The sequence below is a fragment of the Acidovorax sp. GW821-FHT09A11 genome (genome assembly GCF_059418365.1).
On the sequence record NZ_JBWKPS010000001.1, the window covers coordinates 225,754 to 251,992 of the forward strand.

Consider the following 26,239-nt stretch of genomic DNA (forward strand, 5'->3'; position numbering starts at 1 on the left):
CCTTTTGGGGACTCTTTAGCGTTTACCCTGTATATACAGGTATGCTGCGGCTGTCATCATGGCGGCTGGAATGCGGGTGCGACCCGGCCGGGATGGGCTAAGGTACTTTCTTCAAACAGGAGCAGATGATGACTCGATCGGTTGTGAAATGGACGTCGCTGGCAGCGGCAACGGCATGCGTGATGGCCCTGGCCGCCCCGGCCCAGGCGCAGGAAACCAAGATTGTGCTGGGCATGTCCGGCTGGACGGGTTTCGCGCCGCTCACCCTGGCCGACAAGGCGGGCATCTTCAAGAAGAACGGCCTGGATGTGGAGATCAAGATGATCCCGCAGAAGGACCGCCACCTGGCCCTGGCCTCCAAGTCCATCCAGTGCGCCGCCACCACCGTCGAGACGCATGTGGCCTGGAACGCCAACGGCGTGCCCATCGTGCAGATCTTCCAGATGGACAAGTCCTACGGCGCCGACGGCATCGCGGTGCGGGGCGACATCAAGGGCTTTGCCGACTTGAAGGGCAAGACCATCGGCGTGGATGCTCCCGGCACCGCCCCGTACTTCGGCCTGGCCTGGATGCTCAGCAAGAACGGCATGAGCCTCAAGGACGTGAAGACCACCACGCTGTCGCCCCAGGCGGCCGCGCAGGCCTTCGTGGCCGGCCAGAACGATGCCGCCATGACGTACGAGCCCTATCTTTCCACCGTGCGCGACAACCCTGCCGCCGGCAAGATCCTGGCCACCACGCTCGACTACCCCATGGTGATGGACACCGTGGGCTGCGACCCCACCTGGCTCAAGGCCAACGGCAAGGCCGCGCAGGCCCTGGCCAATTCGTACTTCCAGGCGCTCGACATGATCAAGGCCGACCCCACCAAGTCCAACGAGATCATGGGCGCGGCCGTCAAGCAGACGGGCGAGCAGTTCGCCAAGTCGTCGTCCTTCCTGCGCTGGCAGGACAAGGCCGCCAACCAGAAGTTCTTCGCGGGCGAACTGACCACGTTCATGAAGGATGCCACCGGCATCCTGCTGGAGGCCGGCATCATCCGCAAGGCGCCTGAAGATCTGGCCGCCACCTTCGACGCGAGCTTCATCAAGTAACAACTGAGTTTTTCCGAGCCAAAGAAGAGCGCGCCATGTCTGCAGTGCAACCCCTGTCCGTTACCGAGTCCCACGCTCCCGTGCGCCGGCGCTCGCTGGCTCCCCTGGAGCCCGTGAGCAGCCGTGCCCGCTGGATGCTGGGGCTGGCCTTCTTCGTCGTGTTCGTGGCGGTGTGGGCGTTCTTCACGCTGGGCGGCTTCGTGTCGCCCACCTTCCTGGCCAGCCCCATCACCATGGCCAAGGAAGGCTGGCTGCTGTTCACCGAATACGGCTTCATCAAGGACATCGGCATGACCATCTGGCGCGTGGTCGGTGGCTTTGTGCTGGCCGCAGTGATCGCCGTGCCCCTGGGCATCGCCATGGGCGCCTACAAGGGCATCGAGGCGTTCTTCGAGCCCTTCGTCTCGTTCTGCCGCTACCTGCCCGCGTCGGCCTTCATTCCGCTGCTCATCCTGTGGGCCGGCATTGGCGAGACGCAGAAAATCCTGGTCATCTTCATCGGCTCGGTCTTCCAGATCACGCTGATGGTGGCCGTGACCGTGGGGGGCGCGCGGCGCGACCTCGTGGAGGCCGCCTACACGCTGGGAGCCGGCCACAAGGGCATCGTGACGCGCGTGCTCATCCCGGGCGCCGCGCCCGAGATCGCCGAGACCCTGCGCCTGGTGCTGGGCTGGGCCTGGACCTACGTGATCGTGGCCGAGCTGATCGGTTCTTCGAGCGGTATCGGCCACATGATCACCGACAGCCAGTCGCTGCTCAATACCGGCCAGATCATCTTCGGCATCATCATCATCGGCCTCATCGGGCTGGTGTCCGACTTCGCCTTCAAGGCGCTCAACCACCGTCTGTTTGCCTGGAGTTTTGTGCGATGAGCCGCGTATCCATCCAAGCCGTTTCGCGCGTCTTCGAGACCGCCAAGGGCCAGCGCACGCAGGCGCTGCAGCCGGTCGACTTCGAAGTGCAGGACAACGACTTCGTCACCATCCTGGGCCCCTCGGGTTGCGGCAAGTCCACGCTGCTGCGCATCGTCGCGGGGCTGGACCACGCCACCAGCGGCCGCGTGCTGCTCGACGGCGCGCCCGTGGAAGGCCCGGGCGCCGAGCGCGGCATGGTGTTCCAGAGCTACACGCTGTTCCCCTGGCTCACCATCGAGCAGAACATCCGCTTCGGCCTGCGCGAGCGCGGCATGCCCGAAGCCCAGCAGAAGGAACGCGCCGCGTACTTCATCGCCAAGGTGGGCCTGCGCGGCTTCGAGCAGCACTTTCCCAAGCAGCTGTCGGGCGGCATGCAGCAGCGCACCGCGATTGCGCGCGCGCTGGCCAACGACCCCAAGATCCTGCTGATGGACGAGCCCTTCGGCGCGCTCGACAACCAGACCCGCGTGCTCATGCAGGAGCTGCTGCTGAGCATCTGGGAGGCCGAGCGCAAGACCGTGCTTTTCGTCACCCACGACATCGACGAGGCCATCTTCATGGCCAACCGCGTGGCCGTGTTCAGCGCGCGGCCCGGCCGCATCAAGACCGAGCTGGCGGTGGACCTGCCGCACCCGCGCCATTACACGATCAAGACCAGCCCCGAGTTCATGGACCTCAAGGCGCGCCTGACGGAAGAGATCCGCGCCGAATCCATGGCGGCCGACCTGCACTGAACGCCTTGGTCCCATGAGCGCCCGTCCTTCCCGCCGTCCCGCAGCAGCTGCCCCGCGCAGCGCACCGCTTGCCGCTCCAGCCAGGGCGGTGGCGGCCGTGGCGGCGCCCGCGCAGGCGATGGCGCTGTACGAGCAGATCAAGGACCATATCTCGCGCAAGATCCAGGAAGGCATCTGGCGCGCGGGCGACCGCCTGCCGTCCGAGAACGAGCTGGTCACCCAGTTCGGCATCTCGCGCATGACGGTGAACCGCGCGCTGCGCGAACTGGTGGAGCAGGGCCGCATCGTGCGCGTGGCCGGCGTGGGCAGCTTCGTGGCGGAAGACAAGCCACAGTCCACGTTGCTGCAGATCGCCAACCTCGCGAGCGAAATCCGCCAGCGGGGGCACGACTACCGCTGCGACGTGCTGGCCGTGGAGCGCATCTCGGCCACGCTCGAAGTGGCGGCAGCGCTGGACCTGCGCACGGGGGAGTCGGTGTTCCACTCGCTGTGCGTCCACCGCGAGGACGGCCTGCCCGTGCAGCTGGAAGACCGCCACGTGAATCCGCGCCAGGTGCCCCAGTTCGCCGCGCAGGACTTCACGCTGCTGCAGCCCTCCGAATACCTGGTGCGCAACGTGCCGTTCGACCAGATCGAGCACGTGGTCGATGCCGTCATGCCCACCGCCGAGCAGGCCACGCTGCTGGAGATGTCGCCGCAGGAGCCCTGCCTGCTGCTCACCCGCCGCACCTGGTCGCGCGGGATTCCCATCACCGTGGTGCGTTGTTTGCACCCCGCTACCCGCTACCGCCTGGGCAGCCGCTTTCGAGCCGACGGCAACCCGGTCGCTGGTTGAACGCTTGCCTGAAGGGCCCGATTTTTTTACGCTTGTACCTACTTGTATATACAGGATCAATGCCATGACAAAAACCACCACTTCCTCCCTGATCTTGCATCCCGGCCGGGTCACGCTGGCTGAATTGCGCCGCATCCACGCCGCGCCCGTGCAGCTGTCGCTGGACCCGTCGGCGCGTGCCCTCATGCAGGCGTCGCTGGCCACGGTGCAGCGCATCGTGGATGAGGACCAGGTGGTCTACGGCATCAACACCGGCTTCGGCAAGCTCGCCAGCACCAAGATCGCCCACGAGCGCCTCGCCGAGCTGCAGCGCAACCTGGTGCTGTCCCACAGCGTGGGCACGGGCGATGCGCTGCCCGATCCCGTGATGCGCCTCATCCTGGCCACCAAGGCCATCAGCCTGGCGCGTGGGCATTCGGGCATCCGTCCCGAGATCGTGGATGCGCTGCTGGCCATGGCCAACGCCAACGTGCTGCCCGTGATTCCGGCCAAGGGTTCGGTGGGCGCGTCGGGCGACCTGGCGCCGCTGGCCCACCTGGCCTGCGTGCTGATCGGCGAAGGGCAGGCCAAGGTCGATGGCACGGTGGTGTCTGGGGCCGAGGCCATGCGCTCCATCGGCCTTGCGCCGTTCGTGCTGGGCCCCAAGGAAGGGCTGGCGCTGCTCAACGGCACGCAGGTATCCACCTCGCTCGCGCTGGCGGGGCTGTTCGGCGCGGAGAGCGTTTTCGCCGCCGCGCTGGTCGCAGGCTGCCTGTCGCTCGAGGCCATCAAGGGCTCGGTCAAGCCGTTTGACGCACGCATCCACGAGGCGCGCGGCCAGGCGGGGCAGATCGCCGTGGCGGCCGCCGTGCGCGCATTGCTGGATGGCAGCGCCATCGACCCTTCACATCCCCACTGCGGCCGCGTGCAGGACCCGTACTCCATCCGCTGCGTGCCGCAGGTGATGGGCGCGTGCCTCGATAACCTGCACCACGCCGCGCGCGTGCTGGCCATCGAGGCGAATGCCGCGTCCGACAACCCCCTGGTATTCGACAACGGCGACGTGATCTCGGGCGGCAACTTCCACGCCGAGCCCGTGGCCTTCGTGGCGGACATCATCGCGCTGGCCGTGGCCGAGATCGGGGCCATCTCCGAGCGCCGACTGTCGCTGCTGCTCGACCCCGGCCTGTCGGGCCTGCCGGCCTTCCTGATCCGCGACAGCGGCGTGAACTCGGGCTTCATGATCGCCCAGGTCACCGCCGCCGCGCTGGCGGCCGAGAACCAGTGCCTGGCCAACCCCAGCAGCGTGACCAGCCTGCCCACGTCGGCCAACCAGGAAGACCACGTTTCCATGGCCACCTACGGCGCACGCCGCCTGGGCGACATGGTGCGCAATGCGGCGGTGATGGTGGGCATCGAGGCCATGGCCGCCGCGCAGGGCATGGAGTTCGACCGCAGCCTGAAATCTTCTGTGCTCATCGAAGACCAGTTCGCTGCCATCCGCCAGCGCGTGGCCTACCTGGAGCAAGACCGCTTCCTGGCCACCGACATCGAATCCATGCGCGAATGGGCCTCGGAGACGCCATGGCCCGCGCCGCTGCTGCAGTGCCTGCCCAGCCATTCCTGATTTTTTCCTTTCTTTCTCTCTTTGCCACGCCACCCATTCACAGGAGCCCACCATGAACGCCAACGACGCCATCATTGCAGCCGCTTCCAACACCGATCCCCGCCACGACGCCAGCCGCGTGATCCGTGCGCCGCGCGGCAGCCAGCTCACCTGCAAGAGCTGGCTCACCGAAGCCGCCTACCGCATGATCCAGAACAACCTGGACGCCGAAGTCGCCGAGCGCCCGCAGGACCTGGTGGTGTACGGCGGCATCGGCCGCGCCGCGCGCAACTGGGAGTGCTATGACCAGATCCTCGCCTCGCTCAAGGACCTGAACGACGACGAAACCCTGCTCATCCAGTCCGGCAAGCCGGTGGGCGTGTTCAAGACCCATGCCAACGCACCCCGCGTGCTGCTGGCCAACTCCAACCTGGTCCCCAAGTGGGCCAACTGGGAGCACTTCAGCGAGCTGGACCAGAAGGGCCTGTTCATGTACGGCCAGATGACCGCCGGCAGCTGGATCTACATCGGCACGCAAGGCATCGTGCAGGGCACGTACGAGACCTTTGCCGAAGCCGGCCGCAAGCACTATGGCGGCTCGCTCGAGGGCAAGTGGATCCTGACCGCGGGCCTGGGCGGCATGGGCGGCGCGCAGCCGCTGGCCGCCACCTTCGCGGGCGCGGTGTCGCTCAACATCGAATGCCAGCAAAGCAGCATCGACTTTCGCCTGCGCACGCGCTATGTGGACAAGCAGGCGCGCGACATCGACCACGCCATCGAGCTCATTCAGCAGCACACGGCGGCCGGGGAGGCCATCTCCATCGCTCTGCTGGGCAATGCGGCCGACGTGCTGCCTGAACTGGTGAAGCGCGCCCAGGCGGGTGGGTTGAAGCCCGACCTCGTCACCGACCAGACCTCCGCCCACGACCTCGTCAACGGCTACTTGCCCGCAGGTTGGACGGTGGCCCAGTGGCGCGCCGCGCAGCAGGATGTGACGCAGCACGAGGTGCTGAAGAAGGCCGCTGCCAAGTCCTGCGCCGTGCATGTGCAGGCCATGCTCGACTTCCAGCACATGGGCATCCCGGTGGTGGACTACGGCAACAACATTCGCCAGGTGGCGTTTGACGAAGGCGTGAAGGACGCCTTCGACTTTCCCGGCTTTGTGCCCGCCTATATCCGCCCCCTGTTCTGCGAAGGCAAGGGCCCGTTCCGCTGGGTGGCGCTGTCGGGTGACCCGGAAGACATCCGCAAGACCGACGCCAAGATCAAGGAGCTGTTCCCGGAGAACAAGCACGTGCACCGCTGGCTCGACATGGCGGGCGAGCGCATCGCCTTCCAGGGCCTGCCCGCGCGCATCTGCTGGCTGGGCCTGGGCGAGCGCCACATCGCGGGCCTGGCCTTCAACGAGATGGTGAAGAGCGGTGAGCTGAAGGCGCCCATCGTGATCGGCCGTGACCACCTCGATACCGGCAGCGTGGCCAGTCCCAACCGCGAGACCGAAGGCATGAAGGATGGCACGGACGCCGTGAGCGACTGGCCGCTGCTTAACGCCTTGCTCAATACCTCGGGCGGCGCCACCTGGGTCAGCCTGCACCACGGCGGCGGCGTGGGCATGGGCTACTCGCAGCACTCGGGCATGGTCATCGTGGCCGATGGCACCGATGCGGCGGCCGAGCGCCTGGCGCGCGTGCTGGTCAACGACTGCGGCAGCGGCGTGATGCGCCATGCCGACGCAGGCTACGAACTGGCCGTGGAAACGGCGAAGAAGCAGGGCCTGAAGCTGCCCATGGTGAAGTGAAACAGCGTCGGCAAGGAGGTGTGACAGGGATGTGAAAAAAGGGAACGGCATTCCCATTCGGTGGGAATGTTGGGTTTGAATGCCGCTGCAATCCTTTGATACTGAGTCCATGCCCACCCGTGGACCGACCTCCGTTGCCGCCGCCGACCGTGTTCTGCACGTGCTGGCGGTGCTGGCGCAGCATGGCCAACCCATGTCGGCCGCCGAGCTGATGGAGGCCACGGGCCTGGCGCGCAGCACGCTGTACCGGCAGCTCGCGCGGCTCAAGCTGTGGGGCTTCGTGCTGGAGAGCAGCGGGCACTACGCGCCCGGGCCGCTGAGCCTGCAACTGGCCCTGGGCTTTGACATGGCGTCGCACCTGGTGCACCACGCACGGCCGGACATGCAGGCCCTGGCCCGGCAGTCCCACGAAAGCGTGGGGCTGGTGGTGGCCGTCAACGACAGCGTGGTATGCCTGGACATGGTGGACAGCACGCAGGCCCTGCGCTGCTCGTTCGAAAAGGGGCGCAGCGTGCCGTTGCGCGCCGGCGCCTCCGCCAAGTGCCTGCTGGCCCATGTGGCCCCGGCCACGCGCAATGCCATTCTGGACCTGCACTACGGCGCGGGCACCCCCGAGCGCCAGGCGGCGCTGGCCGAGCTGGAAGGCATTGCCAAGGCGGGCTACGCCGTCAGCTCCGGCGAGGTGGATGCCGGTGTCTGGGGTGTCAGCGTGCCCGTGTTCGGCTCTCCCCGGCAGGCCGCGGGGGCCATCACCCTGATGGCCCCGATCTTGCGAGCCCAGGGGCAGGAGGCCGCGCTCACCGGCATGGCCGTCATCGCCGCCGCGCGCATCTCCCGCCAGCTCACTTCTCCCTGATTTCCCTCACCCCTCCCCAGGAGCTTTCCCCATGAACCTTCGTCGCAACCTTCTTCTGGCCAGCCTGGCCGCCGCCGCCTTTTGCACCACGGGTGCGCAGGCCCAGGACAACGTCCTGCGTGTGGGCACCGATGCCACGTTCCCGCCCATGGAGTTCGTCGAGAATGGCAAACGCACGGGCTTTGACGTCGAGCTGGTGGAAGCGATCGCCAAGGCCATGGGCAAGCAGGTCGAATGGGTGGACATCGACTTCAAGGGCCTGATTCCCGGCCTGATCTCCAAGCGCTTCGACATGGCGGTATCGGCCATCTACATCACCGACGAGCGCAAGAAGGTGGTGGACTTCACCGACTCCTACTACGCCGGCGGCCTGGTGGTGATGGTGAAGGCCGACAACAAGACCATCCACAAGCTGGCCGACCTGGACGGCAAGAAAGTCAGCGTGCAGGTGGGCACCAAGTCGGTGGCATACCTGACCGAAAAATTCCCCAAGGTGCAGCGCGTCGAGGTCGAGAAGAACCAGGAGATGTTCAACCTGGTGGACATCGGCCGGGCCGATGCCGCCGTGACCGGCAAGCCCGCCGCGTTCCAGTACGTGCGCACCCGCCCGGGCCTGCGTGTGCTCGACGAGCAGCTCACCACCGAGGAATACGGCATGGCCCTGCGCAAGGACACGCCCGAGCTGACGAAGGCCGTCAACGGCGCCATCACCAGGCTCAAGGCCGACGGTACCTATGCGGCCATCGTCAAGAAGTGGTTCAGCAACAGCGCTGCCAAGTAAGCCACGGACCGTTGCCGGACTGAACCATGGAACTCGATTTTTCTCCTGTCTGGGCCGGGCTGCCCCAGTTGCTGGCGGGCGCGCTGGTCACCGTGGAAATCACGGCCGCCTCGCTGCTGCTGGGCTGCGTCATGGGCCTGCTGGTGGGCATTGGCCGCCTGAACCCCAGGCGCCGCGTGGTCTACGCCCTGTGCACCGCCTACGTGGCCGCGATCCGCGGCACGCCGCTGCTGGTGCAGCTGTTCATCCTGTTCTTTGGCCTGCCGCAGTTCGGCATTCTCCTGCCCGCCTTTGTGTGCGGCGTGATCGGCCTGGGCATCTACTCGGGCGCCTACGTGTCCGAGGTGGTGCGCGGCGCCATCCAGTCCATCGACAAGGGGCAAATGGAGGCCGCGCGCTCCATCGGCATGTCCTCGGGCCTGGCCATGCGCACCGTGGTGCTGCCGCAGGCGGTGGTGCGCATGATTCCTCCGCTGGGCAATGAGTTCATCGCACTCATCAAGAACTCGGCGCTGGTGTCGCTGCTCACCATCCACGACCTGATGCACGAGGGGCAGAAGATCATCAGCGTGTCGTACCGTTCGCTGGAGGTGTACCTGGCGATCGCGGTGGTGTATTTCATTCTGACCGGGGCCACCACGCTGGTGCTGCGCCGCATGGAACTGCGCCTGCGCGCCGGAGGGATGGTGCAATGAAGACAACGTCTGCAGTGACCGGCGCGAACCCGGCTTCCGAGCCCATCGTGCGCATTCGCAGCCTGCGCAAGTCGTTTGGCAGCCATGTGGTGCTCAGTGGCATCGACTTCGACGTGTTCCCATCGCAGGTGGTGGTGGTCATCGGGCCCAGCGGCTCGGGCAAGAGCACCTTCCTGCGCTGCTGCAACGGCCTGGAGCAGCCCGAGGGCGGCACGGTCGAGATCTGCGGCCGCACGCTGGTGCAGGAAGGCCGCATGCTGCCCGACCATGACCTCAACGCGCTGCGCGAGGAGGTCGGCATGGTGTTCCAGTCGTTCAACCTGTTCCCGCACCTGTCGGTGCTCGACAACGTGACGCTGGGCCCGCGCAAGCTGCGCGGCCTCTCGCGCAAGGAGGCCGACGAGCGTGCCCAGGCCCTGCTGGCCAAGGTGGGGCTGGCGCACAAGGCGTCGGCCATGCCCGCCAGCCTGTCCGGCGGGCAAAAGCAGCGTGTGGCCATTGCCCGTGCACTGGCCATGGAGCCGCGCGTGATGCTGTTCGACGAACCCACCTCGGCGCTCGATCCGGAGCTGGTGGGCGAGGTGCTGCAGGTCATGAAGCTGCTGGCCAGCGAAGGCATGACCATGATGGTCGTCACCCACGAGATGGACTTCGCGCGCGAGGTGGGCGACGTGGTCGTCGTCATGGACGGCGGTGGCATCATCGAGGCCGGCGCCCCCGCCACCATCTTCACCAACCCCACGCAGGAGCGCACGCGCTCCTTCCTGCAGGCCGTGCTCACCCGCGCCTGAGGCGCTGCGCGGCGCTGTGCACGGTTGCCGTCAACCCCAGAGGAGGAAACCCCCGATGTCCCCGCTTTCACCCGTGATGCAGCAGCGCCTGCAAGAGCGCCTGACCCAGGACGACATTGCCCGCTTCGACCGCGACGGCGCGCTGTGCATCAAGCAGTTGCTCACGCCCGGGGAGGTGGCGTTGCTGCGCGAAGGCATCGACGCCAACCTGGCCGCGCCCAGCCCGCGCGCCAAGGTGGCCAGCCGCCCCGACGACCCGGGCCGTTTCTTCGAGGACTTCTGCAACTGGCAGGACATCCCGCAGTTCGGCCGTTTCGTGCGCGAGACGCCGCTGGCCCTGGCCGCGCAGCGCCTCATGCGGTCGCGCACCGTGCGGCTGTACCACGACCATGTGCTGGTGAAGGAGCCCGGCACGCGCCAGCGCACTCCGTGGCATCAGGACCAGCCGTACTACAACATCGAAGGCCTGCAGAACATCAGCATGTGGATTCCGGTCGATCCGGTGTCGCGCGCGGCCACGCTTGAATTCGTGGCCGGTTCGCACAAGGGGCCCTGGCTCATGCCGCGCACCTTCATGGACAACCAGGCCAAGTGGTTCCCTGAAGGCAGCCTGCAGGACCTGCCCGATGTCGAGGCCCGCCGCGAGGCTTTCCCCATCGTCGGCTGGGAGATCGAGCCCGGCGATGTGGTGTGCTTTCACATGCTCACCCTGCACGCCGCGGGCGGGGTGGAGGGCGTGAACCGCCGGCGCGTGTTTTCGGTGCGCTTTCTGGGCGACGACATCCGCCACGCCCCCCGGCCCTGGAAGACCTCGCCCGAGTTTGCGGGCCTGACCGACGTGCTGCCCGCCGGAGCCGAGATGGACCACCCGCTGTTTCCGCTGCTGGTGGCCGAAGCGGTGCAGGCCGGGGAGGGTGCGCGATGAGCGGGGCACCGATGGGGATGCCAGTCTTCTTTGACCTTGCCGCCACCCCCGCCACGCCCTGGAAGAATGGCGGCGGCAGCACGCAGGAACTCGCCTGCTGGCCGCCGGGAGCGGACATGAACGCCTTCGAGTGGCGGGTCAGCCTGGCCACGGTCGACCGGCCCGGCCCGTTCTCGGTCTTTCCGGGCATCGACCGCCAGATCATGCTGCTGGGAGGCGACGGCCTGCACCTGCGCGGCCCGGGCTGGGAGCACGGGCTGGACCAGCGCTGGCAGCCGTTCGCCTTCCCGGGGGACGACGCCGTGGACGGCGCCATGCTGGGCGGCACCTCGAAGGACTTCAACCTCATGCTGCGCCGGGGCGCCTGGCACGGCGCCCTGCAGGTGGCAGGCGAGGCGCGGGCGCCCGCGGGCGTGCACGCCGGCCTGTGCATGGTGCTGCAGGGTGGCTGGCGATGGGTGCCGGGAGAGCAGGGCGGCGAGCCCCGCGTGCTGCACGCAGGGCAGGGCTTCTGGTGGGTGCAGGAGGGTGCTGCCTTGCAGGGGCGCCTGGAGCCCGCCCATGGCGGCAGTGCGGCGGATGCGCCGGCGCTGGCCTGGATCGCGCTGGAGCGTGGTTCCAGAACGGAATTTTGATAAAAATGGCCTCTGGCGCTTGCTGAATAAGCGCTGGCAGCTATTGTTTGCATAGCAATTGATACCATGAACCTTCCGGCAGACAAGCAGATGCAGCAGGCGCGGCCCGGTGGCCCGGCCGGCGAGAGCGCCGAGGGCGTGTGGGTGAATCTGAAGCCCGTGGCCGGACTCGTGGCGGCCGATGTGCCCGTGCCCGAGGGCGAACCCACCTGCGTGGTGGTGCAGGACGGCCGCATGGCCTGGATCGGGCCCGAGGCGCACCTGCCGCCGGCCTTCCATCCCCTGCACCGCTGGGATGGGCAGGGCGCGCTGGCCACGCCCGGCCTCGTGGACTGCCACACCCACCTGGTCTACGGCGGCCAGCGCGCCAACGAGTTCGCGATGCGGCTGGCGGGTGCCACGTACGAAGAAGTGGCCAGGGCGGGTGGCGGCATCGTGTCGTCGGTGAAGGCCACGCGCGGGGCGTCGGAAGACGAGCTCTTTGCCCTGGCCGCTCCGCGCCTCTCGGCCCTGCTGGACGAGGGCGTGTGCGCCATCGAGATCAAGTCCGGCTATGGGCTGGCCCTCGCGCACGAGCGCAAGCAGCTGCGCGTGGCCCGCCGCCTGGGCGAGGCGTTCGGCGTGACGGTGCGCACCACCTTTCTGGGCGCGCACGCGCTGCCGCCCGAATACGCAGGGCGCAGCCAGGACTACACCGACCTCGTCTGCAACGAGATGCTGCCCGCGCTGGCGGCAGAAGGCCTGGTGGATGCGGTGGATGTGTTCTGCGAACGCATCGCCTTCACGCTGGCCGAGACCGAGCAGGTGTTCCAGGCCGCGCAAAAGCTGGGCATCCCGGTCAAGCTGCATGCCGAGCAGCTCTCGGACATGGGCGGCGCGGCCCTGGCCGCGCGCTACGGCGCGCTGTCGTGCGACCACATCGAACACCTGTCGCAGGAGGGCATCGCCGCCATGAAGGCCGCGGGCACCGTGGCCGTGCTGCTGCCGGGTGCCTACTACACGCTGCGCGACACGCACCTGCCGCCCATCGCGCAGCTGCGCGAGGCCGGCGTGCCCATGGCGGTGTCCACCGACCACAACCCCGGCACCTCGCCCGCGCTCAGCCTGCTGCTCATGGCCAACATGGCGTGCACGCTGTTCCGCCTGACGGTGCCCGAGGCCCTGGCCGGCATCACCACACACGCCGCGCGCGCGCTGGGCTTGCAAGATTCCCACGGCCTGATCGCATCAGGCAGGCCCGCCAATTTTGTGCTGTGGCCGCTGGGCGATGCGGCCGAGCTGGCCTATTGGTACGGCCACAAGCCCGCTTGCACCGTCGTGCGGCAGGGGCAGGTGGTGGCCGATGGCATGGGCATCCAAACACAGCAGGGGGCCCGCCATGGCGCTTGACGCTTCACACAGCCTTTTTGCGGCCGATGCGCTGCTGCCCACCGGCTGGGCGCGCAATGTGCTGGTGCAGTGGGATGGGGCAGGGCGCATCACCGGCGTGGCCTCCGATGCTGCGGTGCCAGCAGGCACGCCGGTGGCTGCTGGCCCGGTGCTCCCCGGCATGCCCAACCTGCATTCGCACGCCTTCCAGCGCGCGTTTGCCGGGCTCACCGAGTACCGGGCAGAAAGCCAGGACAGCTTCTGGAGCTGGCGCAACCTCATGTACCGCTTTGCCGCCCGCATCACGCCCGAATCGCTGGAGGCCATCGCCACCTGGCTGTATGTGGAGATGCTGGAGGCGGGCTACACCTCGGTGTGCGAGTTCCACTACGTGCACCACGACCAGGGTGGCACACCCTATGCCGACGACGCCACGCTGTCGCTGGCCCTGCTGCGCGCCGCCCGCAACGCGGGCATGGGCATCACGCTGCTGCCGGTGCTCTACCAGACCAGCGGCTTTGGCGCCAAGCCACCACGGGCCGACCAGGCCCGGTTCATCCGCAGCACCGGCAATATGCTCTCTTTATTGGAGCGCCTGGCGCCCGCTGCACGGGCGCAGGGGGCCGTTCTGGGCCTGGCCCCGCACTCGCTGCGTGCCGTGCCGCCCGAGAGCCTGACCGCCGCCGTGCAGGGCCTCGCCGCCCTCGATCCCCACGCACCCATCCACATCCACATCGCCGAGCAGACGCAGGAGGTGGACGACTGCATCGCCTGGAGCGGCCAGCGCCCCGTGCGGTGGCTGCTCGACCACGCCCCGGTGGACGAACGCTGGTGCCTGGTGCACGCCACCCACATGACGCCCGATGAATACGCCGGCGCCGCGCGCAGCGGCGCCGTCGCTGGCATCTGCCCCACCACCGAAGCGAACCTGGGCGACGGCATCTTCGACATGCCGCTGTGGCTGCAGCAGGGTGGGCGCTGGGGCGTGGGCTCGGACAGCCATGCCTGTGTGAATGCGGCCGAAGAGCTGTTGATGCTGGAGTACAGCCAGCGCCTGTCACGCCGGCAGCGCAATGTGCTGGCCTCCGCCGCGCAGCCCGAGGTCGCAACCGCCATGACCTTGCAGGCCGTGGCTGGCGGGGCGCAGGCCGCGGGGCGGGCCGTTGGCGGCATCGCGGTGGGCCAGCAGGCCGACATGGTGGTGCTGGACGCGCAGCATGTGGCGCTGCGCGATCTGCCCGCGCACAGCATGCTCTCGGCCCATGTGTTTGGCAGCCACCGGACCTCGGCCATCGGCAGCCTCTGGGTGGCGGGCGTGCGCCGCGTGTCCGGAGGCCGGCATGTACTCCATGAATCGGCGGCCCGGGCCTTTGTGGCAGCCCGGTCGGCCACCATCGCGCCGGATTGAGGCTGTCTTTGTTTTATTTCTGAACCCACCATGACCGACACCGCACCATCTCCGTTTGTCTTTCACCAAGGCACCCAGCCGCTGCTGATCTCCATGCCCCACGCGGGAACCTACGTGCCGCCCGCGCTGGCCGCGCGGTTTACCGAAGAGGCCCGCCAGGTGCCCGATACCGACTGGCACATGGACCGGCTGTACGGTTTTGCGCGCGACATGGGCGCTTCCATCCTGGTGGCCACGCACTCGCGCTACGTGGTGGACCTGAACCGTCCGCCCGACGGCGCGAGCCTCTACCCCGGCCAGAGCGTCACCGGCCTGTGCCCGGTCGATACCTTTGACGACACGCCCATCTACGCCCAGGGCGACGTGCCGGGCGAAGCCGAAGTCGCCGCGCGCCGCGATGCCGTCTGGGCGCCGTACCACGCGCAACTGCGCGCCGAGCTCGATCGCATCCACGCCCGGCATGGCGTGGCCGTGCTGTGGGACGCGCATTCGATCCGCTCGGTGCTCCCGCGCTTCTTCGAAGGCAAGCTGCCGGACCTGAACCTGGGCACGGCCAACGGCGAAAGCTGCGATCCCGCACTGGCCCGGGAGCTGCTGGCCATCGCGGAGGCCGCGGGCGGCTACACGGCGGTGCTCAACGGCCGCTTCAAGGGGGGGCACATCACGCGCCACTATGGCCAGCCGGGGCAGGGCGTGCATGCCGTGCAGCTGGAGATGACGCAGTGCAGCTACATGCAGGAATCCTTGCCGTTCGACTACCTGCCCGACGTGGCGCAGCGCGTGCAGCCGCACCTCGAACGCATGCTGCGGGCCGCGCTGGCATTCGCGCACGCGCGCCAGGCTCCGCGCTGATCCACGGGTCCGCAGGGGCCCCAACGGTGCGGCGGTGTGCCCCTCTGCTCGAATTCTTGTAGCGGCATGGGCCAGGGTGGCGGGGGTTCGGTGCTAGTATGGCTGCAGCGATGGTTCGGAATCGCCCGGCGGGCGCCCCCTGTTTTCACCACCCTGTGCCCGGTCAGCCAATGCGGAAGGAGCCGCACCCCCTCATGGATCCAGCGGCCTACTACTACATGCCCCTTTTCAAGCCCGGAGCCTCCGTGCAATGGGGACAGCAGCGCGAGACGGTCAGCCACGTGGTGGTGCGCCGCAACGCGATGATGATCTACCTGGTGGGGCACGATGCGCCGGTGCACCCCGATGCCCTTCGGGTGGAGCCCACGGCCTTCCACCTCACGCGCGTTCCCGACCGGTTCTGACGCGGCGCCCGGCGCGCCGCCACCGCGGGCTGACGAACCTCAGCGTGCGCCGAACTGCGCCATCGCCTCGCCCAGCTGGATGGGCCGGGCGGGCGCCCACTGCGGGTTGAACTGCAGCGGGCCCTGGGGAAACAGCATCACCACGGTCGAACCCAGCAGGAAGCGCCCCATTTCCTCGCCCTGCCGCAGGCTCACCTGTCCCTGGGCATAGTCCCATTGGCGCGGCGTGCCCGGACGCGGTGGATTCACCTGCCCATGCCATACCGTGGCCATGCTGCCGACGATGGTGGCCCCCACCAGCACCAGCACGAACGGCCCCTGCGCCGATTCAAAGAAGCACACCACACGCTCGTTGCGGGCAAACAGCCCGGGCACGCCGCGCGCCGTGGTGGGGTTCACCGAAAACAGGTCGCCAGGCACATGCACCATGCGCGTGAGCTCGCCCGCGCAGGGCATGTGGATGCGGTGGTAGTCGCGCGGGCTCAGGTACAGCGTGGCGAAGTGGCCGTTGTCAAACCGCGCCGCGGCGGCGGCATCGCCGCCCACCAGCGCGGTGGTGGAGTAGGTGTGGCCCTTGGCCTGGAAGATCTGGTCCTTGGCGATGGGGCCGAACTGGCTGATGGCGCCGTCCACGGGGCAGACCAGATCGGCCTGCGCCAGCGGGCGGGCACCAGGCTTCAACGCACGCGTGAAGAAGTCGTTGAACGATGCGTAGCTGGCGATGTCAGGGTTGGCCGCCTCGGCCATGTTGACGTTGTAGCGGGCCACGAAGCGGCGGATCACCGAGGTCGTGAGGCCACCCAGCCGGGCCGACGCAAATTTGCCGGCCAGGGTGGTCAGGGCCTGCTTGGGCATGAGGTATTGCGGCAGGACTGCCAGGCGATCAGACACGGGTGGGGCCCCTTCAGGAGGAAAGCGGATGATTCTATCGGCGCGGGCTGCCGCCACCGGGGCTTCATACCCCCAGGTACTGCTCCAGCAGCTGCGGCTGCGCATGCAGGGCGTCGGAGCTGCCCTCGAACACCACCTGGCCCTTGACCAGGATGACGTTGCGGTCGGTGATCTGCGTGACGTGTTTCCAGTTCTTGTCCACGATCACGCTGCTGATGCCGCTGTCCTTGATGAGGCTGCAGATGCGCCAGATCTCGCGCGCGATGAGCGGCGCCAGGCCTTCCGTGGCCTCGTCGAGAATGAGCACGTCGGGGTTGGTCATGAGCGCCCGGCCGATGGTCAGCATCTGCTGCTCGCCGCCGCTGAGCTGCTGGCCGCCGTGGCCCAGGCGCTCCTTCAGGCGGGGGAAGGTCTCCAGCACGCGTTCGTAAGTCCAGTCCCGCTGGCCCCGGGTTCCCGCGCGCGCGGCCATCTGCAGGTTCTCGACCACGCTGAGGTTGCCGAAGATGCCGCGCCCCTCGGGCACGTAGGCCACGCCCAGGCGCGACACTTCGAAGGGCGGGCGGCCGGTCATGTCGCGGCCCGCGACGGTCACCGAGCCGGAGCGGGGCTTGACCAGGCCCATCAGCGACTTGAGCAGCGTGCTCTTGCCCATGCCGTTGCGGCCCATGAGGCCGATGGTCTCGCCCTGGCCGACGGTGAAGTCCACGCCGTGCAGGATGTGGCTGGGACCATAGAAGGTGTGGATGCCGCGCGCATCAATCCAGGGAGTCGCCATGTCAGTGATCCTCCCCCAGGTATGCGGCTTGCACCGTGGCATCGGCACGCACCTCGGGGGGCGTTCCGTGGGCGATGACTTCGCCGTTGACCATCACGGTAAGGTGGTCGGCCAGCGCGAACACGGCATCCATGTCGTGCTCCACCAGCATGATGGCGTGGGCGGGCTTGAGGCGCTGCAGCAGCTCGACCATGCGTTCGGCCTCGGCCACGCCCATGCCGGCCAGGGGCTCGTCGAGCAGCAGCACCCGCGGCTCGGTGGCCAGGGTCATCGCGATTTCGAGCTGGCGCTGCTCGCCGTGGCTCATGGCGCCTGCAATCGCCATGCGCCTGTCCTTCAAGCCAGAAAGCTCGATGGCGCTTTCCAGGCGTGCGTGGGTAGCTCTGTTTTTGATAGTGTTGGCGCGCGTGTCCTGCCACCAGCGCAGCGGATTCCAGGGCTGCTGCGCATCGCGCGACTGGGCGGCCAGGCGCACGTTTTCGTGCACCGTGAGCGGCAAGAAGATGTTGGTCTTCTGGTAGCTGCGGCCCAGGCCCTGGCGCGAGATGCGCTCGGGGGCCCACCCGGTCACCTCGGTGCCGCCAAGCTGCACCATCCCGGAGGTGGGCGCCAGGTCGCCCGAGAGCAGGTTGGTCAGCGTGGACTTGCCGGCGCCGTTGGGGCCGATCACGGCATGGATGCGGCCACGCCACAGGTCCAGCGACACTCCGTTGACGGCGGCCAGGCCGCCGAACCGCTTGGTGAGCTGGCGGGCCGAGAGCAGGGTTTCATCGGCCATGGTGCGGACCCTCCTCCTGCGCCCTGGCGGCCCGGCGCTGCCCCAGCATGCCCAGCAGCCCGCGCGGCGCGGCCACCACCACCAGCACGATGAAGCTGCCCATCAGCAGCTGCCAGTGCTTGGTGATGTCCTTGAACACGTGCAGCAGGTACTCGAACGCGAAGGCGCCCACGATGGCGCCCGCGAAGTTGCCCATGCCGCCCAGGATGATCATCATGATGGCGTGGGCACTCATGTGAAAGCCCATCAGCTCCGGGTTCACATAGCCCGTCTGCGCGCCCCACAGGTAGCCCGCCAGCCCCGCGAGCGCACCCGCCACGGTGAAGGCGGTGAGCTTGTAGCCGCGCGTGCCAAAGCCCATGGCGCGCATGCGGTGCTCGTTGATGCGGATGCCCGAAAGCGCGCGGCCCAGCGGACTCCAGAGCAGGCGGCGCAGCAGCACATAGACGATGACCACCAGGGCGAGGGTGAAGTAGTAGAAGGTCTTGCGGCCTTCCAGGTCGAACGGCAGCCAGCCGAAGATGGAGGCGTCGGGCCGGAAGTTGATGTACAGGCCATCCGAGCCGCCCAGGACCTTGTTGTCGAAGAACAGATAGAACACCATCTGCGCGAACGCCATGGTGACCATGATGAAGTAGATGCCGTGCGTGCGAACCACGAAAAAGCCGATGAACAGCGCCACCAGCCCCGCGCCGGCCACGGCCAGCGGCAGCGACCACCACAGGCTCACCGGCATGTCGGCGGGCGTGAGGAACGCGAGCGCGTAGCCCGCCACGCCAAAGTAGGCGGCATGGCCCAGCGACACCAGGCCGGTCACGCCCTGCAGCAGGTCCAGGCTCATGGCGAAGATGGCCATGATCATCATGCGCGTGACCATCTGCACGTAGAAGTCGCTGCCGACGACCGGGAACAGCAGCAGCGCAGCCAGCCCCAGTGCCAGGGCGAATTGCACGCTGCGCGGCAGCACCTCGATGTTGGCGCGGGGCGTGCTCATGCGCTGCCGCCGGGCCGCCCCGGGGCGGGCAGCGAAATACACGAAGTGATGAACGTGGGGGGCATCATTGCTTGAAAAGACCTTCAGGTTTCCACAGCAGCACAGCCGCCATCAGCATATAGACCAGCATCCCGGCCATGGAGGGCAAGAGCACCTTGCCGAATGTATCGACAAAGCCCACCAGCAGCGCCGCGATGAGTGCGCCGCGCACGGAACCGATGCCGCCGATCACCACCACCACGAAGCACATGATGAGCACCGAGGAGCCCATGTTGGGATAGACGCTGGACACCGGCGCGGCCACCATGCCCGCGACGGCGGCCAGCCCCACGCCGAGGGCGAACACGATGGCATGGATGAGCTTGATGTTCACGCCCAGCGATTCGGCCATGTCGCGGTTGAACGCGCCGGCGCGGATCTTCATGCCCAGCCGGGTCCTGGAGATCAGCAGGTACAGGGCCAGCGCCAGCGCGATGCAGACCCCGGAAATGAAGAGCCGGTACACGGGGTAGGAAAGGGTGTCGGTGAGCGGGATGGACCATTCCAGCACCGGCGGAATCGCCACGCCGTGCACGTCGTCGCCCCAGAGGATGGAGCGCAGTTCCTCGAAGATGTAGATGAGGCCGAAGGTGAGCAGCACCTGGTCCAGGTGGTCGCGGTGGTAGAAGTGGCGAAACAGCAGCCACTCCAGAGCCAGGCCAAAGACCACGGCCAGCACCGTGCCGCCAAGGATGGCGAGCGTGAGGCTGCCGAAGTAGCCCGACAGCGAATAGCCCAGGTAGGCTCCCAGCATGTAGAAGCTTCCGTGCGCGAGGTTCACCACGCCCATGATCCCGAAGATCAAGGTGAGGCCCGCCGCCAGCATGAACAGCAGCAGCCCGTACTGCACGCTGTTGAGCAGCTGGATCAGGAAAGTGGCGAAGTCCATGGCGTGCTGGCGCAAGGGTCAGGCGGCGCGGCGCGTGGCCAGCAGGAGCGTGCCCATCAGCGTGAACAGGCCGCCCGAGACGCGGTTGAACCAGCGCATGCGGGTGCCTGAACGCAGCACCGGTGCCAGGCGCGCCACGCCCAGGGCGCACAGCGTGAGCACCGTGAATTCAAAGACCACAAAGGTGCTTGCCAGCACGGCGAACTGTGGCGCCCACGCCGCTGCAGGATCCAGAAACTGGGGAAAGAACGCGGTGAAGAACAGCAACGCCTTGGGGTTGCTGCCGCCCACGATCAACCCCTGGACGTAGAGCTTGCGCGCGAAGGCCGTGGCCTTGGACTGGTCGCCCTTCGCGGGCATGTGGTCGAACACCGTGGTCTGGCTGCGGAACGTCTTGATGCCAAGCCAGATCAGGTAGGCCGCGCCCGCGGCCTTGAGCACCCAGAATGCGGTTTCGGAGGCCGCCAGCAGCGCCCCCAGCCCCAGGGCGGACAGCAGCATCGTGCCCAGAACCGCTGTCACGCTGCCTGCCGCCGCGGCCAGGGCCTTGCGCGGGCCGTGCTGCAGGGAACTGGTCATGCACATGAGCATCGTCGGTCCGGGGGACAGGACCAGCAGGGCCACTGCGGCGAGGTAAAGCAGGTAGGTACTGAGCGACATGGAAAAAGGTTCGAGGAAGGTGGCCGCAAAGTCCGGGCGCACGGCAGACGGGCCTGCCCCCGGGCAGCCCCTTGGTGCATTGTGTCAAAGTCGCGGGTTGCCGCCACGGAAGGCGGGGCGCGCCTTGGGCGGGCCGTCCGCGGCGCGCGGGGGCTTCAGCCCATTCGGCATCCTGCGCCGCTGTCGGCCAGGGCCTTGGCGGCCACGCCGATCACCTTGTTTTCCTTGTTCTCCACGCGGCGCAGGTAGATGTCCTGCACCGGGTTGTGCGACTTGCTCATCGTCCACTTGCCGCGCGGGCTGTCGATGGTGGCGTTTTCCATGGCCTTGATGACGGCGGGCTTGGCAGACAGATCACCCTTCACGGCATTGGCGCCCTGCACCAGCAGCAGGCCCGTGTCGTAGCCCTGCACCGCGTAGACGTCGGGCTGGCTGCGGAACGCCTTGGCGTATTCCAGGCGGAACTGCTTGTTGCGCGGCGTGTCCAGCGAATCGCTGTAGTGCATGGTGGTGATGATGCCGTCGGCCGCAGGGCCCGCGGCGTCCAGCACGCCTTCGGTCAGGAAGCCCGACCCGTACAGCGGAATCTTGTCCTTGAGGCCTGCCGCCGCGTAGTCCCGGATGAACTTGGCGGCGCCCCCGCCGGCGAAGAAACAGGCCACGGCATCGGGCTTGAGCGCGGCGATCTCGGTCAGCAACGCCTGGAACTCCACATTGGGGAAGGGCAGGCCCAGCTCCTTGACGATGGTGCCGCCCGCGGCGGTGTAGCTTTGCTTGAAGCCTTCGAAGGCCTCGTCGCCGGCCGCGTACTTCCAGGTGATCCAGACGGCCTTCTTGTGGCCCTTCTCGACCATGGCCTTGCCCAGGGCCAGCGTGGGCTGGGAATTGCTGAAGGAGGTTCGGAACACGTTGGGGGCGCACAGGGCGCGCGTGGCGGCATGCACGCCCGCGTTGGGGATGAGGTTGAGCACGCCGGTGTCGCGCGCCACCTTCTGGATGCCCATCTGCACGCCCGAGTGCACGGTGCCGATCAGCACGTCCACCTTGTCGCGCTGCACCAGCTTGCTGGCGTTTTCGACGCCCTTGCTGGGCTCGGACTCATCATCCACCTTGAACCACTCAATCTCGCGCCCGCCGAGCTTGCCGCCTTGCTGGTCGATGGCCAGGCGCACGCCGTTCTCGATGGCCACCCCCAATTGGGCGAAGGTGCCCGTGTAGGGCAGCATGAAACCCACCCGTACCTTGCCGCTTTGCGCACGCACGATGGAGGGCAGCAACAGGCCCGTGGATGCGGCGCCAACGAGGGCGGCGCTGCGGCTGATGACGAGGCGGCGGGTGGTCATGGAATGGAGCTCCTTTGTTTAGGCTTAAAGCAATTTACCCCAACGTCCCCTGCAGGAAACCTATGGCTTACCCGTACCGGGGACACAGCGATGGGGGCTTGGTGGGGCGCCCCGGGATCGCCTGGCATGAAGGCGGCAAAATAGGGGTTGTCCAGAATCTCCTTTCGAACGCCCGTGCCTCATGCCCCTCGTGACGGCGAGGGACTCCGCCCTGAAGCGGTTGCGTTGCCGCGAACCGCTGCTGCTGCTCCATGCCCCCATCCGACTCCGATCATTCCGTGTCTTCTTCTGCCGCCATGGAGGGGGCAGACGCATCTGCGTATGTCCGGACCCTGCGTTGGCTTCGCAATTTCTGGCCTGCGCCGCTGGGCATCGACGGGCGTGAACGCCTGCGCTTTATCGCCGGTGCCGTGATCGGGGTTCTCATCACGGCATTGCTCAGCCGGTGGTGGGCGGGCGATGCGGCCTCGGGCCCCTGGATGGTGGCGTCCCTGGGGGCCAGCGCCGTGCTGGTGTTCGGCATGCCGTCGAGTCCCCTGGCGCAGCCGTGGCCGGTGCTGGGCGGCAGCACGCTGTCGGCGCTGGTGGGGGCGCTGTGCTCGGCGGTGGTGCCTGACCCCGTGATATCCGGCGCCCTGGCCGTGGGACTGGCCATCGCGCTCATGGTGCCGCTGCGCTGCCTGCACCCGCCTGGCGGTGCCATGGCCCTGTATGTGGTGCTGACGGCGGGCGATGGCTTGCATCTGGCCGTGTTTCCCATCCTGTTCAATGTCGTGATCCTGCTGATCGCGGCCATGGTCTACAACGGTCTCACCGGGCGCCGGTATCCTCATCCACAGCGGGTGGCGCCCAGAACCCACGTCGCCAAAGGCGCGTTCACCGCCTCTGACGTGGACGCGGCGCTGGCCCACTACAACCAGGTGCTCGATGTCAGCCGGGCCGACCTGGAGGGCCTGCTCCATCTGGCGGGGCGTGCCGCGTTCCAGCGCACGCTGGGAGATGTGCGCTGTGCGGACATCATGTCCAAGCCTCCGTTCGCGGTGGAGGCGGGTGTCTCGCTCAAGGAGGCATGGACGTTGATGCGCAGCGAGCAGATCAAGGCGCTGCCCGTGGTCGATATGCAGCGGCAGGTCATCGGGATCGTGACCGTGGCGGATTTCATGCGGCTCGCCAACCTGGACCTGCATGAAGGCCTGGGCCAGCGCCTGCGTGCGCTGGTCATGGGCCGCAGCGGCCAGCCCACTGCGGTGGACCAGATCATGTCCCACCCGGTTCAGGTGGCCCGGACCGGGCAGCACGCCATGGACCTCGTTCCCCTGTTTTCGCAGGGGGGCCACCACCACATCCCCATCGTGGACGAAGAAGACCGCCTGGCGGGCGTCATCACCCAGACCGATCTGGTGCGGACCCTCGCCGTGGCCGTGCAGGGGCGCGCCGAAGATGGCATGTCTGCACCGCCCCGGGCGCCTCGTGCGCAGGCGGCCCCGGCCGCCCAGGCAAGGCCGTAGGCAGATTGCTGCACATCGCGGTACAATCGACAGGCTTTGCACAGCGCTCTGCCTGTCCATTGACGCCGTCTCCCCCGGCCCTCTGCCTGATCTGCGCCCCGGGTGCAGCGACTCCCACCGCCCGCAATGCACCGTGTGTCGAGCACCGTCCCACGCGGTAGCTGCCGTGGCGGATGCACGAATCAGGCGCCGATCACAGAATATTTGTTTTGAAGAGATAGAACATGGCCAAAGAAGAACTCATTGAAATGCAAGGCTCCGTGACGGAAGTCTTGCCCGACTCGCGCTTTCGCGTCACGCTGGACAACGGTCACCAACTGATCGCATACACCGGCGGAAAGATGCGCAAGCACCACATCCGCATCCTGGCGGGTGACAAGGTGTCCCTGGAAATGTCGCCCTATGACCTGACCAAGGGGCGCATCACCTTCCGCCATCTGGCCGGCCGCGGCCCTGGCCCTTCCAGCAACCGCTGATCCCCTGGGCTTGAGGTCCGCTGGTTTTCTTGCTGTTCCCGTGACCGCGCGCTGCTTCGCACGGGGCGTGATACCTGTCGGTGCCGGTCCCCATGAATTGCTTTCAGAAAAATCACAAAAAGCGGGCATCGAGCCAAAAACAGGCAAATTCCCGGGTTAGAATACGAGCTGTCGGAGCGTAGCGCAGCCTGGTAGCGCATCTGCTTTGGGAGCAGAGGGTCGCGAGTTCGAATCCCGCCGCTCCGACCAATGTTTGAGGGCCTTGCAGCACATGCTGCAGGGCCTTTTTTCTTGCCTGCTGGTTTTCCCGGTTCCTGGTTGCGGTTCCACGGGGCTGCCGCGGCGGCATCGGATTTCCGTACCATCGGGGCTCGCCGTGGCGAGCTGCCATCCGCACCCCCGTCACCGCTCGCCGCCCCTTCGCCTGCAATGCAATGAACCGCGTGCCTTCCCCTTTACCCGCTTCGTTTTCCCATTCGTCGCCGCGCTATGACAGCGTGGATGCCCTGCGCGGCCTGGCGATGGTGTGGATGACGGTTTTTCATTTTTGCTTTGACTTGAGTCATCTGGGTTTCTGGCCCCAGGATTTTCGGGGCGATCCGGTCTGGACCCTGCAGCGCACGGCGATCGTGAGCCTGTTCCTGTTCTGTGCCGGCCTGGGGCAGGCCATTGCACTACAGCAGGGGCAGGGGTGGCGACGGTTTGGGCGGCGATGGCTGCAGATCGCCGGCTGCGCGCTGCTGGTGTCCGCGGGGTCGTTCGTGATGTTCCCGCGCAGCTTTATCTATTTTGGCGTGCTCCACGGCATGGCGGTGATGCTGCTCATCGCCCGAGGCACGGCGGGCTGGGGGCGGTGGCTGTGGCTGGCAGGGCTGGTGGCGGTGGCGCTTCCGCCGCTGGCGCAGCAGCTTCTGGCCAGCGCATGGTCCGAGGCCGCGCCGTGGTTCAACGGACGTGCCCTCAACTGGCTGGGCCTGGTTTCTCGCAAGCCGTTCACGGAGGACTACGTGCCGGTGCTGCCCTGGCTGGGCGTGCTGTGGTGGGGGCTGGCCGCTGGCCAATGGGCCATGGCGGCGGGGGCGCGGGCCGGGGGGGCGCCGTTTGGGCGGCTTCCGGGGGCTTTTCAGCCCCTGGCACTGCTGGGCCGGTGGAGCCTGAGCTACTACATGCTGCACCAGCCCGTGATGATCGGACTGCTGATGGCCGTGGCCTGGATCGCGACGAAGGGCTAGCTAGCGCGCGGGGAGCAGGGGGGCGCTGATGCATGCGCTGCATGCGGCATCGACAGAAACGCGGCTGTGCCACCATGAAAAAACGCGGCCTGGGCCGCGTTCGTTTCGGGCGGGCATCGCAGCAATGCGATGCGGCGGGACCCGTTACTCGACCTTGGCCTTCGCGCGCAGGTCTTCCTGGAACTTCGCCAGCTTTTGCTGTTGCAGCTGCTGTGCCACCTGGGGCTTCACTTCTTCCAGCTTGGGCAGTTCTGCCTGGCGCACATCGTCCAGGCGGATGACGTGCCAGCCGAACTGGCTCTTCACGGGGGCGTCGGTCATCTTGCCCTTTTCGAGCTTGACCAGGGCTTCGGTGAATTCACTCACATAGCTGGAAGGGTTGGCCCAATCCAGGTCGCCGCCCTTGGCACCGGACCCTGGGTCCTTGGATTGCTTCTTGGCGATGTCTTCAAACTTGGCGCCCTTCTTGATGGAAGCGATGATGGCCTTGGCATCCGATTCCTTTTCCACCAGGATGTGGCTGGCCTTGTATTCCTTGCCGCTGTTGGCCGCGACGAACTTGTCGTACTCAGCCTGGATTTCGGCATCGGTCACCGGGTTCTTCTTCTGGTAGTCGGCGAACAGTTCGCGGATCAGGATGGTCTGGCGGGCCAGATCCATTTGCGCCTTGTAGTCCGCCGAGCCTTCCAGGCCGCGCTTTTGCGCTTCCTGCATGAAGATTTCGCGGGTGATCACTTCTTCCTTGATCTGGCCTTCGATGTCCGGTGTCACGGGGCGGCCCGAGCGCTCCACTTGCTGCTTGAGTGCCTCGACGCGCTCTTTCGGCACGGCCTTGCCGTTGACGATGGCGACATTCTGGGCGGAAACGGGCAGGGCCATCGTGCCCAGCACGGCGGCGGCCACGAGGCCGGACAGGAGCTGTTTCTTCATGCGGAATCCAAAAAATGAGAGGTTGTTTGCCAGCTGAGTTCCGGCA

At 67.2% G+C, this 26,239-nt stretch carries 27 protein-coding genes and 1 tRNA gene; 20 read left to right on the forward strand and 8 right to left on the reverse strand.

The window, feature by feature from the left end; all coding sequences use genetic code 11:
- The first annotated feature begins 128 nt into the window (after positions 1-128).
- From AC07PV_RS01050 to AC07PV_RS01125, 16 genes are all read left to right on the forward strand, one after another.
- Positions 129-1,094 carry an ABC transporter substrate-binding protein gene (locus AC07PV_RS01050; RefSeq protein WP_218294729.1) on the forward strand — a complete coding sequence of 322 codons (966 nt, stop codon included), beginning with the start codon at positions 129-131 and terminating at the stop codon, positions 1,092-1,094.
- A gap of 35 nt (positions 1,095-1,129) precedes the next feature.
- Positions 1,130-1,966: an ABC transporter permease gene (locus AC07PV_RS01055; protein ID WP_492245387.1), complete on the forward strand. Its 837-nt coding sequence runs from the start codon at positions 1,130-1,132 to the stop codon at positions 1,964-1,966.
- Positions 1,963-2,742, forward strand: coding sequence for an ABC transporter ATP-binding protein (locus AC07PV_RS01060; RefSeq protein ID WP_218294731.1), 780 nt, complete (start codon positions 1,963-1,965; stop codon positions 2,740-2,742). Before AC07PV_RS01055 ends, AC07PV_RS01060 begins: the two co-directional genes overlap by 4 nt.
- A 13-nt stretch (positions 2,743-2,755) precedes the next feature.
- Positions 2,756-3,577: a histidine utilization transcriptional repressor HutC gene (hutC, locus tag AC07PV_RS01065; RefSeq protein ID WP_218294732.1), complete on the forward strand. Its 822-nt coding sequence runs from the start codon at positions 2,756-2,758 to the stop codon at positions 3,575-3,577.
- Positions 3,578-3,641: 64 nt separating this feature from the next.
- Positions 3,642-5,183 (forward strand): histidine ammonia-lyase, encoded by a 1,542-nt coding sequence (gene hutH / locus AC07PV_RS01070; RefSeq protein WP_494629130.1) that lies wholly within the window; start codon positions 3,642-3,644, stop codon positions 5,181-5,183.
- Between the two features lie 52 nt (positions 5,184-5,235).
- Positions 5,236-6,960, forward strand: coding sequence for a urocanate hydratase (gene hutU, locus AC07PV_RS01075; RefSeq protein ID WP_494629131.1), 1,725 nt, complete (start codon positions 5,236-5,238; stop codon positions 6,958-6,960).
- 109 nt (positions 6,961-7,069) lie between these two features.
- Positions 7,070-7,816, forward strand: coding sequence for an IclR family transcriptional regulator (locus AC07PV_RS01080; RefSeq protein WP_369642648.1), 747 nt, complete (start codon positions 7,070-7,072; stop codon positions 7,814-7,816).
- A 31-nt stretch (positions 7,817-7,847) separates the two neighbouring features.
- Positions 7,848-8,597, forward strand: coding sequence for a transporter substrate-binding domain-containing protein (locus AC07PV_RS01085; protein WP_218341087.1), 750 nt, complete (start codon positions 7,848-7,850; stop codon positions 8,595-8,597).
- Between the two features lie 26 nt (positions 8,598-8,623).
- A complete protein-coding gene (locus AC07PV_RS01090; RefSeq protein WP_218341088.1) occupies positions 8,624-9,292 on the forward strand; it encodes an amino acid ABC transporter permease in 669 nt (222 codons plus the stop codon).
- Positions 9,289-10,083, forward strand: coding sequence for an amino acid ABC transporter ATP-binding protein (locus AC07PV_RS01095; RefSeq protein WP_255594646.1), 795 nt, complete (start codon positions 9,289-9,291; stop codon positions 10,081-10,083). The genes AC07PV_RS01090 and AC07PV_RS01095 overlap by 4 nt, the downstream gene beginning before the upstream one ends.
- A gap of 55 nt (positions 10,084-10,138) precedes the next feature.
- Positions 10,139-11,008, forward strand: coding sequence for a phytanoyl-CoA dioxygenase family protein (locus tag AC07PV_RS01100; RefSeq protein ID WP_492245383.1), 870 nt, complete (start codon positions 10,139-10,141; stop codon positions 11,006-11,008).
- A gap of 17 nt (positions 11,009-11,025) precedes the next feature.
- Positions 11,026-11,643: a HutD/Ves family protein gene (locus AC07PV_RS01105; protein ID WP_369642646.1), complete on the forward strand. Its 618-nt coding sequence runs from the start codon at positions 11,026-11,028 to the stop codon at positions 11,641-11,643.
- A gap of 90 nt (positions 11,644-11,733) precedes the next feature.
- Complete coding sequence (gene hutI, locus AC07PV_RS01110) at positions 11,734-13,032, forward strand: imidazolonepropionase (RefSeq protein WP_494629471.1); 1,299 nt, start codon at positions 11,734-11,736, stop codon at positions 13,030-13,032.
- On the forward strand, positions 13,022-14,419 hold the full coding sequence (locus AC07PV_RS01115; protein WP_494629133.1) for a formimidoylglutamate deiminase: 1,398 nt from the start codon (positions 13,022-13,024) through the stop codon (positions 14,417-14,419). The genes hutI and AC07PV_RS01115 overlap by 11 nt, the downstream gene beginning before the upstream one ends.
- A gap of 30 nt (positions 14,420-14,449) precedes the next feature.
- The gene (gene hutG, locus AC07PV_RS01120; RefSeq protein ID WP_218294741.1) at positions 14,450-15,271 is read left to right on the forward strand and encodes an N-formylglutamate deformylase; all 822 of its coding nucleotides are present in this window, start codon (positions 14,450-14,452) and stop codon (positions 15,269-15,271) included.
- A 194-nt stretch (positions 15,272-15,465) separates the two neighbouring features.
- Positions 15,466-15,675 carry a hypothetical protein gene (locus tag AC07PV_RS01125; RefSeq protein WP_218294742.1) on the forward strand — a complete coding sequence of 70 codons (210 nt, stop codon included), beginning with the start codon at positions 15,466-15,468 and terminating at the stop codon, positions 15,673-15,675.
- Positions 15,676-15,714: 39 nt separating this feature from the next.
- Here the strand turns inward: AC07PV_RS01125 and asd are convergent, their stop codons facing one another.
- From asd to AC07PV_RS01160, 7 genes are all read right to left on the reverse strand, one after another.
- On the reverse strand, positions 15,715-16,566 hold the full coding sequence (gene asd, locus AC07PV_RS01130; protein WP_218294743.1) for an archaetidylserine decarboxylase: 852 nt from the start codon (positions 16,564-16,566) through the stop codon (positions 15,715-15,717).
- A gap of 64 nt (positions 16,567-16,630) precedes the next feature.
- Entirely contained in the window at positions 16,631-17,344 is a 714-nt protein-coding gene (locus AC07PV_RS01135) for an ABC transporter ATP-binding protein (protein WP_369642642.1), read from the reverse strand.
- A gap of 1 nt (position 17,345) precedes the next feature.
- Positions 17,346-18,122, reverse strand: coding sequence for an ABC transporter ATP-binding protein (locus AC07PV_RS01140; protein WP_218341094.1), 777 nt, complete (start codon positions 18,120-18,122; stop codon positions 17,346-17,348).
- Positions 18,112-19,116 (reverse strand): branched-chain amino acid ABC transporter permease, encoded by a 1,005-nt coding sequence (locus AC07PV_RS01145; protein WP_218294746.1) that lies wholly within the window; start codon positions 19,114-19,116, stop codon positions 18,112-18,114. Before AC07PV_RS01145 ends, AC07PV_RS01140 begins: the two co-directional genes overlap by 11 nt.
- 64 nt (positions 19,117-19,180) lie before the next feature.
- Complete coding sequence (locus AC07PV_RS01150; RefSeq protein WP_218294747.1) at positions 19,181-20,044, reverse strand: branched-chain amino acid ABC transporter permease; 864 nt, start codon at positions 20,042-20,044, stop codon at positions 19,181-19,183.
- An 18-nt stretch (positions 20,045-20,062) separates the two neighbouring features.
- Positions 20,063-20,704, reverse strand: coding sequence for a LysE family translocator (locus AC07PV_RS01155; protein ID WP_494629134.1), 642 nt, complete (start codon positions 20,702-20,704; stop codon positions 20,063-20,065).
- Between the two features lie 155 nt (positions 20,705-20,859).
- Positions 20,860-22,047: an ABC transporter substrate-binding protein gene (locus AC07PV_RS01160; protein ID WP_218294749.1), complete on the reverse strand. Its 1,188-nt coding sequence runs from the start codon at positions 22,045-22,047 to the stop codon at positions 20,860-20,862.
- Positions 22,048-22,298: 251 nt separating this feature from the next.
- Here AC07PV_RS01160 and AC07PV_RS01165 point away from each other — a divergent pair, with 251 nt between their 5' ends.
- The 4 genes from AC07PV_RS01165 (at position 22,299) to AC07PV_RS01180 (ending at position 25,263) form a co-directional block, all read left to right on the forward strand.
- Positions 22,299-23,555, forward strand: a complete 1,257-nt coding sequence (locus AC07PV_RS01165; RefSeq protein WP_218341097.1) for an HPP family protein — start codon at positions 22,299-22,301, stop codon at positions 23,553-23,555.
- A gap of 224 nt (positions 23,556-23,779) precedes the next feature.
- Positions 23,780-24,031 carry a translation initiation factor IF-1 gene (gene infA / locus AC07PV_RS01170; RefSeq protein WP_218294751.1) on the forward strand — a complete coding sequence of 84 codons (252 nt, stop codon included), beginning with the start codon at positions 23,780-23,782 and terminating at the stop codon, positions 24,029-24,031.
- 172 nt (positions 24,032-24,203) lie between these two features.
- Positions 24,204-24,280 (forward strand) — tRNA-Pro (locus AC07PV_RS01175).
- Positions 24,281-24,465: 185 nt separating this feature from the next.
- A complete protein-coding gene (locus tag AC07PV_RS01180; RefSeq protein ID WP_494629136.1) occupies positions 24,466-25,263 on the forward strand; it encodes an acetyltransferase domain-containing protein in 798 nt (265 codons plus the stop codon).
- 144 nt (positions 25,264-25,407) lie between these two features.
- Here AC07PV_RS01180 and AC07PV_RS01185 read toward each other — a convergent pair whose 3' ends face one another.
- Positions 25,408-26,193, reverse strand: coding sequence for a foldase protein PrsA (locus AC07PV_RS01185; protein ID WP_218294753.1), 786 nt, complete (start codon positions 26,191-26,193; stop codon positions 25,408-25,410).
- Positions 26,194-26,239: the final 46 nt, after the last annotated feature.